The sequence below is a fragment of the Rhodopseudomonas pentothenatexigens genome, from assembly GCF_900218015.1.
Classification (GTDB): domain Bacteria; phylum Pseudomonadota; class Alphaproteobacteria; order Rhizobiales; family Xanthobacteraceae; genus Rhodopseudomonas; species Rhodopseudomonas pentothenatexigens.
The window spans coordinates 53074-61440 of the sequence record NZ_UFQQ01000027.1 but is presented as its reverse complement, the minus strand read 5'-3'; the positions used below and the strand labels follow the sequence as shown (position 1 = coordinate 61440).

Sequence of the window (8367 nt, the reverse complement as noted above, 5' to 3'; positions counted from 1 at the left end):
GCAACACCGACAGAGGCGCCCGCACCGGGTTACGGCGAGATGATCGGCCGGGAATCTACCGAGCGGCCTCTGTCGTGCTGACTATGCACCAGCACCTCGCAGATACAGGAATCTCCCTTTCGGCGCGCGGCAGCGGCGCTGAGCAGAGACGTGGCGATGAGAAGAGATCAGGCGGCGAGGGAGCGCTGCTGGCAGGTGCGGGGCAGGGTGACCATCACCACCGTGCCGGCGCCCAGCGTCGAGCGCAGCCGCATCGAGCCGCCGTGCAGGCCGACCAGCGACTTGGCGATGGCGAGGCCGAGTCCCGAACCGTGGTAGGTCTTGCTGAGCTGGCTCTCGACCTGCTCGAACGGCTGGCCGAGGCGGCGCAGCGACTGCGGCGGGATGCCGATGCCGGTGTCGGCGATCATCAGCACGATCGAACCGCCGGCGACGCGGCCGCGCACCGTGACGCGGCCGGCGTCTGGCGTGAACTTCACCGCGTTCGACAGCAGGTTGATCAGGACCTGCTTGATGGCGCGGCGGTCGGCGACGACCGGAATCTGGTCGCTGAGTTCGGCGCGTAGATCGAGATGCTTGTGCTCGGCGCGGCCGGCCACCACTTTGAGCGACTCGCCGATGGTCTTGGCGAGATCGAGCGGCTCCATCTCCAGCCGCATCCGGCCCGCCTCGATCTTCGACATGTCGAGGATGTCGTTGATCACCTCCAGCAGGTAGTGACCGCTGGTCATGATGTCGTGGCAGTATTCCTGGTACTTCTCCGAGCCCAGCGTGCCGAACATGCCGCTGCCCATGATCTCGGAAAAGCCGATGATGGCGTTGAGCGGCGTGCGCAGCTCGTGGCTCATATTGGCGAGGAATTTCGACTTGGTCTGATTGGCTTCCTCGGCCCGGCGTTTCTCGTCGGCGTATTTGCTGGCGAGGTCGGCGAGCTGATGCGCCTGCTTTTCCAGTTTCGTCTGGGTGATCTTGAGATCGGCGACGGTGGCGCGCAGCCGCAGATCGTTGTCGACCAGCTTCTGTTCGTGCGCCTTGATCCGGGTGATGTCGGTGCCGACCGCGACGTAGCCGCCGTCCTTGGTGCGGCGCTCGCTGATGTGCAGCCAGTTGCCGTCATCGAGCTGCGCCTCGAAGGTGCGGGCGCCGGGCGCGACGCCGCCGTTGTCGCACAGCCGGGTGCGGAGCTGCGGCATCCGGCCGACCTCGAGGATGGTCTCGTAGGAGGTGCCGGGCGTCACCGCGGAGTCCGGCAGCTTATGCAGCCGCTGGAAGTGCGAGTTGCACAGCACCAGGCGGTTGTCGGCGTCCCACAGCACGAACGCTTCGGGAATGGTCTCGATCGCGTCGCGCAGCCGCAGGTCGGCCTCGACCGAGCGTTCGGCGAGGCTCTTCTGCTCGGTGATGTCGACCGCGATGCCGATCAGGTGCTTGTCGGCCGAGCCGGCCTCCTGGCTGAGCTCGCAGCGCATCCGCAGCCAGATCCAGTGGCCCTGCGCGTGACGCATCTGAAAGCTGCGGTCGATGTGGTCGACGCGGCCCGCCACCAATTCGTCGGCGATCTCGAAGAGGTCGATGTCCTCGCCTTTCACCAAAGCATTGACCTCGCCGAACGTCAGCAGATCGTTGCGGCTCTCCAGGCCGAGCAGGGTGAACATCGACTGCGACCAGAAGATCCGGCCGCGGCTCAGATCCCAGTCCCACAGGCCGCAGCGGCCGCGGTTGAGCGCGGTGTCGATCCGGCTGCGCACCGCGTCGTTGATCAGGTCGCCTTCGCGCGCCCGGGTGGATTGCCAGTGGAACGCGAAGCCGAGGATCAGCACGACGAAGCCGGTGGTCGCCGACAGCGTCACCTGCAGCGCGGTGTCGGATCGCAGCACCGAGCCGGTGTCCTGCTGGATGATCACCACCTGTCCCGGTAGCGACTTGACGATGTGCATCGTCGCCAGTGCGGTGGCGCCGCCCGGCAGCACGATCTCGGTGATGCCGCCCTGCTGCGCCGCCTTGGCCAGCGACGCGGCGCCGAGCACTTCGAGAAACCGGTTGTCGACGCCGGACTCGCTGCCGCTCGGCACCCGCGCGAGAATGCGCTGATCGGCGCTGGTGATAATGATGTGGCGCCCCGCGGCGATGCCCCAGGCCGGGATCAGCGCGGGCAAAAGATTCTGCAGCCGCTCGATCGAGGCCGGACGATCGAGCCGAACCACGCCGATGTGTTCGAGCCGCTCGGCGAGCAGATCGGCGAGCGCGCTGAGATCGCGGTGCAGGGCGCCGCGCTTCTGCTTGCTCTGTTCGATGATCTGGACGGCGGCGCCGAAGAAGATGGTGACGAGGAAGGCGATGATCAGCAGGGGGACCGCTCGCCGCAGCACCGGCTCCGCGTTGAGCAGCCGGTGGTAGGCCGGTTTAGCGATCGACTGCGCCAATCCTTTGATCGAATCGGATTGAGCGCAGGCGTCCGCTGCCTGCACGCGCGCCATACGTGGCCCCCACCAAGTATCCGTCAGCACCCGTTCGAAGCAGCGAGCGCCGTTCGAATCATGATTAGGATTTGAATCGACTTTTAGTGGGCTGTCGAGAGTCAACGACTCGGGCCGTCGGAAAAATTCTTATCCAAAGGTGAATCGCGCCGACATTTTTTCGTGAGTCGAGTCCGAAACGAGAACGATTGCGGTGTCGCACCGATGCGACGCGTTCAATCCGCATTCGGCGGTTCGGCGTGACTGATCACGCGCTTCACGCTGGGGAATTCGGCACGCAGCCGGCGTTCGATCTCGTCGACCTGATCGTGCACCGCGATCACGCTCATCGACGGGTCGGCGTAGCAGTGGAAGTTGACGATCTCGCCGGCCTCGGTGTCGCGGACGCGGACGCTGTGGACGTCGTGGATCGCGCCCTCGCGGGTGAGGTCGTACAGCGCCGCGCGGATTTCCTCGACGCGCGACGGCGCGGCGTCGGAGCCGTGCGGTAGCTCGGGCTCCAGCGGCTCGATGTGGGTGTCGACTTCGACGTCGTGGCCGAACTCGTCGCGGATGTGATCCTCGAGCCTGTGTGCGATGTCGTGCGCTTCGATCAGCGGCATGTCGCCGTCGACCTCGAGATCGATGCTGACGATCAGCTTGTTGCCGAGATCGTGCACCGTGACGTGATGCACGGCGAGGCCGGAATTGCGCGCGATCACCATGATCCGCTCGCGCACGCTCTCGTTGTCGCGCGCCACCGGAATCGCCGTGAAGGTGAGGTCGGCGTCGCCGAACACCGCGGTGAGCGATTCCTGCGCCTGGCGGTTGATCTCGTCGATGCGGTCGATCGGATAGGTGCGCGGCACCTCGACCAGGGCGTCGATGAAATGCGTCGGGCCGACCATGCGGGCGCGCAGCCGCTCGATGCCGACCACGCCCGGAACCGCGCCGATCGCGTCGCGCGCTTTCTCGGAAACGCCGTCCGGCGCGCGGTCGAGCAAGGTCTGAATGGTGGAGCGGCCGAGCCGCAGGCCGAGGATCGACACGATCACCGCGACGCCGATCGCCGCCGCGGCGTCGCCCCAGGCGAAGCCGTAGGCCGACAGCGCCAGACCGGCGATCACCGCGAACGAGCTCAGCACGTCCGAACTGAAATGCAGCGCGTCGGCCGCGAGCGCCTGGCTCTTGGTCGCGACCGCGGTGCGGTGCAGAGCCCAGGCCCGCCACAGATTGACGACGATGTCGACGATCAGGATGGCGAAGGCGAGATACGAGAAGGTCGGCGGCGGCGCGCCCTCGCGCAGCCGGCTGAAGGCTTCGACCAGGATGCCGCCGGCCAGGACGTAGAGCAGGGCGATGACGCCGAGCGCCGACAGGCTTTCGATCTTGCCGTGGCCGTAGTGATGTGCGTCGTCGGCCGGGCGGTCCGAGATCCGCACCACGAACCAGGTGATCAGCGTCGCGACCAGATCGATCGAACTGTGCAGCGCTTCGGAGATCAGCGCCAGCGACCCGATCGCGATGCCGATGGCGAATTTCGCCGCCGCCATCGAGGCGCTCGCCGCGACGGAAATCGCAGCGACGCGGGATTTGGCACTGGCGAACTCGTTCATGGCGGGGATTTAGCAGCCCGATGCGGCGCAGAAAAGCCGCACCGGCAGGCAGGTGTTCGCAACTCATATTGAGCTGCGAATAGTTCTTAGGTGCAGGCTGTGGCCGAGGCCGGTGCGGTCAGAGCGTCACGACGATCTTGCCGAAATGCCGATTGGCTTCCATGTGCGCGAACGCGGCGCCGATCTCGGCGAACGGGAACACCCGATCGATCGGCAGCGTCAGCTTGCGCGCCGCGACCGCCGGCCCGATGTCGCCGCGGACCTGGCGAAAGATCTCGCGGACCTCTTCGACGCTGCGGCTGCGGAAGGTGACGCCGACATAGTCGATCCGGCGGGCGGCGTGCAGATCGAAGTTGAAATCGCCATGGGTGCCGCCGAGCCGGCCGACATTGACGATGCGGCCGAGCACCCGGGTGGCGGCGAGGTTCTGGTTGGCGAGCGGGCCGGAGACCTGGTCGATCACGAGATCGACGCCGGCGCCGCCGGTGGCGGCGAGTACCTGGTCGACCCATCCGTCGCCGGAGGAGTCGATCGCCAGATCGGCGCCGAACTGCTGCAGCCGCTCGCGTCGGCCCTTGTCGGTCGACGAGCCGATCACCTGGCGCGCGCCCTTCAGCTTGGCGATCTGCATCGCCATCAGCCCGACGCCGGAGCTGGCGCCTTGCACCAGCACCGACTGCCCGGAGCGCAGCCTGCCGATCGCCACCACCGCATTGTGCATCGTGGTGAGCGCGACCGGCAGGGTGGCGGCCTCCTCGAAGCTCATGTCATCGGGCAACGGCAGCAGCCGGCCGTGATCGGCGAGGGTGTGTTCGCCGAACGCGCCGACAGTCGAGCCCATCACCCGGTCACCGACCTTGCAGCCATAGGCCTCGTCGCCGAGCGCTTCGATTTCGCCGGCGAACTCCATGCCGAGCACCGCGCCGACGCCGCCTGCGGCGCCGTGCGCGTGGCCCTTGGTCATGCCGAGGTCGGCGCGGTTGAGCCCGCAGGCGCGGACCCGGATCAGGACTTGCGGACCTTTCGGCGCCGGCTTGTCGATCTCGGTGATGGCGGCGCCGGCGGCGCCGTAGACATAGGCTTTCATCGCAAGCTCGTCCTGTGTTCGCGGCGCCGACCCGGCGCGCGCGTCCTACTCCGCGGCCTCGCGCGCGCCGCCCGAGGTCATCGCCTCGAGCCGGCCGCGGATGATCGCCTCGGCTTCGCGCACGATCCGCGACACCAGCTCGGCGCAGCTCGGAATATCATGGATCAGGCCCTGCACCATCCCTGCCGACCATACGCCTTCGTCGGTGTCGCCGTTGACATAGACCATCTTGCCGCGTGAGCCGGCGACCAGCTCCTTGACCTGCTCGAAGGTCGCGCCCTGCTTCTCCAGCTCGATCACCTGTTGGCTGATCGAGTTCTTGGCGACCCGCGAGGTGTTGCGCAGGGTGCGGAAGATCAGGTCGGTGGAGCGCTCGTCATTGGCGACGATCTTCTCCTTCACCGCCTGATGGATCGGGCTCTCCTTGGTGCACATGAAGCGGGTGCCCATGTTGATGCCGTCGGCGCCGAGCGCCAGCGCCGCGACCAGGCCGCGCGCATCGGCGAAGCCGCCGGAAGCGATCATCGGGATCTTGATCTTGTCGGCGGCGGCCGGGATCAGCACCAGGCCGGGGGTGTCGTCCTCGCCGGGGTGGCCGGCGCATTCGAAGCCGTCGATCGAGATGCCGTCGACGCCCATCCGCTCCGCCGACAGCGCGTGGCGGACGCTGGTGCATTTGTGCAGCACCTTGACGCCGTGCTTCTTGAACTCCTCGACGTGCTCCTGCGGCTTGTTGCCGGCGGTCTCGACGATTTTGACGCCGCTCTCGATGATGACGCGGCGATACTCGGCGTAAGGCGGCGGCTTGATCGCCGGCAGGATGGTGAGATTGACGCCGAACGGCTTGTCGGTCATCTCGCGGCAGCGCGCGATTTCCTTGGCGAGATCTTCCGGCGTCGGCTGCGTCAGCGCGGTGATCATGCCGAGCGCGCCGGCATTGGCGACGGCGGCGACCAGCTCGGCCCGGCCGACCCATTGCATGCCGCCTTGCACGATCGGATGCTCGACGCCGAAGGCTTCGGTGAAACGGGTCTTGATCATCTGGTCCCCCTTGGACATTCCGGCGCCTGACGCGCCTGTTGCTGTTGCTGGCGGCCGGGAGATTGCCGAAGCGCCAGCGAAATGTCCAATGCGTGGGGAGGGGAGTGGTGCGCGTCTCCCGCGTCATTCCGGGGCGCTCGCGCAGCGAGCGAACCCGGAATCTCGGCGGAGTGAAAACAACTTCGGGATTCCGGGTTCGCGCTGCGCGCGCCCCGGAATGACGTGTGTTGGGGGGCGAGAGTGTCAGGCTTTCGCCGTCTGGCGGAATTCGTTGTGCAGCTCGCCGATGCCTTCGATCGCAATGGTGACGGCGTTGACTGGTTCCTTCATCACGCCGACGCCGACCGAGGTGCCGCAGCAGATCAGGTCGCCGGGCTCCAGCGTCATGTCGTGTGACAGCAGGCTGACGAGCCTGGCGGGCGCGAAGATCATGTCGGCGACCGGATAGTTCTGCCGCTCGGCGCCGTTCAGGATGGTGCGGATCGACAGCGCCATCGGATCGAGCCCGGTGGCGATCGCCGGGCCGAACGGACCGAAGCCGTCGAAGCTCTTGGCGCGCGTCCATTGCGGGAAGCTCGGATCGCGATTGAGGATATCGGCGGCGGTGATGTCGTTGACGCAGGTGTAGCCGAAGATGTGCGACGCCGCGTCGGCTTCGGAAATGTTGCTGGCGCGCTTGCCGATGACGATGCCGAGCTCGCCCTCGTACACCACCTTGCCGTCGTAGGACGCGGGACGGTTCACCACGGCGCCATGCGCAGCGACGCTGGTGGTGGCTTTGAGGAAGTACAACGGCTCCGGCGGAATCGACTGATCGAGCTTGGCCGCGAGCGCGCGAAAATTGTTCCACAGCCCGATGATCTTGCCGGGCGCGCAGGGGCTGAGCAGCTCGACGTCACCGAGCTGCAGCGTCTGCCCGGTCAGCTTGTTGGCGCCGAACATCTCGCCGTCGCGCACGGCGATCTCGGACTGCGCGATGGTGCCGAACCCGATCGCGCCGTCTTTCCGAAAACGAACCCATTTGGTCATGGCGGAGTGTTCCTCAACTCGGAAGTCATTCCGGGGCGCGCGTGAAACGCGCGAACCCGGAATCTCGATGGACTAGGCGTGCTAACAACCTCTGGATTCCGGGTTCGCTCGCTGGCGCGAGCGCCCCGGAATGACGGGGCGTGGGACGGTGAACCGTCAGTACAGCCCCGCCACCTTGGCGCGCTGGATGACGAGGCCGAGCACGGCGTCGAGCGCGGGCGTCGGGATGCTTGTCATCCGGCCCATCTCCTGCACCACGGTGACAAGGGGATCGATTTCCATCGGCCGGCCGCGCTCGAGGTCCTGCAGCATCGAGGTCTTGTGGGCGCCGACCTTGCGGGCGCCTTCGATGCGGCGCTCGACGTCGACCCGAAACTTGACGCCGAAGGTCTCGGCGATCTGCTGCGCCTCCAGCATCACCGCCTTCGACAGCGCGCGCGTCGCCGGATCGGAAGCGATCACGTCCAGCGTCGCATGGGTCAGCGCGCTGATCGGATTGAAGCAGACGTTGCCCCACAGCTTCAGCCAGATTTCGTCGCGGATGCGGTCGAGGATCGGCGCCTTCAGCCCGGCGGCTTCGAACACTTTCGACAGGTTCTCGACATCGGCGGTGGTCTCGCCCGAAGGCTCGCCGATCGGGAACTTGTCGCCATAGACGTGGCGGATCACGCCCGGGGCCTCGATCTCGGTCGCCGGATAGACGATGCAGCCGATGCCGCGCTCCGGACCGAGCTCCTTCCATTGCCGGCCGCCGGGATCGATGCTCTCCAGCGTGCGGCCTTCGAATTCGTTGCCGCCGTGCTTGTAGAAGTACCAATACGGCACGCCGTTGACCGCGGTGACGATGCGGGTGTGCGAGCCGAGCAGCGGCTTCATCGCATCGATCGCGCCGGTGATCGAATGCGCTTTCAGGCAGATGATGATGAAGTCCTGCACGCCGAGCTCTGCCGGCTTGTCGGTCGCCTTCGGCCGAACCACGCGCTCCTCGCCGTCGATCAGCAGCTTGAGGCCGTTGTCCTGCATCGCCTGCAGATGCGCGCCGCGCGCCACCAGGCTGACGTCGGCCGCGCCGGACTGGGCTAGCTGAACGCCGAGGTAACCGCCGATCGCGCCGGCGCCGTAGATACAGACTTTCATC

At 66.7% G+C, this 8367-nt stretch carries 6 protein-coding genes; all 6 read right to left on the bottom strand.

Features of this window, described 5'->3' with window-relative positions; translation table 11 throughout:
• Nucleotides 1-167: 167 nt before the first annotated feature.
• A complete protein-coding gene (locus DWA33_RS20635; RefSeq protein ID WP_114360387.1) occupies nucleotides 168-2477 on the bottom strand; it encodes a PAS domain-containing sensor histidine kinase in 2310 nt (769 codons plus the stop codon).
• Between the two features lie 215 nt (nucleotides 2478-2692).
• The gene (locus DWA33_RS20630) at nucleotides 2693-4072 is read right to left on the bottom strand and encodes a cation-efflux pump (RefSeq protein WP_114360386.1); all 1380 of its coding nucleotides are present in this window, start codon (nucleotides 4070-4072) and stop codon (nucleotides 2693-2695) included.
• A gap of 118 nt (nucleotides 4073-4190) precedes the next feature.
• A complete protein-coding gene (locus DWA33_RS20625; protein WP_114360385.1) occupies nucleotides 4191-5159 on the bottom strand; it encodes a quinone oxidoreductase family protein in 969 nt (322 codons plus the stop codon).
• A gap of 45 nt (nucleotides 5160-5204) precedes the next feature.
• Nucleotides 5205-6200, bottom strand: coding sequence for an NAD(P)H-dependent flavin oxidoreductase (locus DWA33_RS20620; protein ID WP_114360384.1), 996 nt, complete (start codon nucleotides 6198-6200; stop codon nucleotides 5205-5207).
• A 243-nt stretch (nucleotides 6201-6443) separates the two neighbouring features.
• On the bottom strand, nucleotides 6444-7229 hold the full coding sequence (locus tag DWA33_RS20615; RefSeq protein ID WP_114360383.1) for a fumarylacetoacetate hydrolase family protein: 786 nt from the start codon (nucleotides 7227-7229) through the stop codon (nucleotides 6444-6446).
• A gap of 156 nt (nucleotides 7230-7385) precedes the next feature.
• Nucleotides 7386-8366: a 2-dehydropantoate 2-reductase gene (locus DWA33_RS20610; RefSeq protein WP_114360382.1), complete on the bottom strand. Its 981-nt coding sequence runs from the start codon at nucleotides 8364-8366 to the stop codon at nucleotides 7386-7388.
• Nucleotide 8367: the final 1 nt, after the last annotated feature.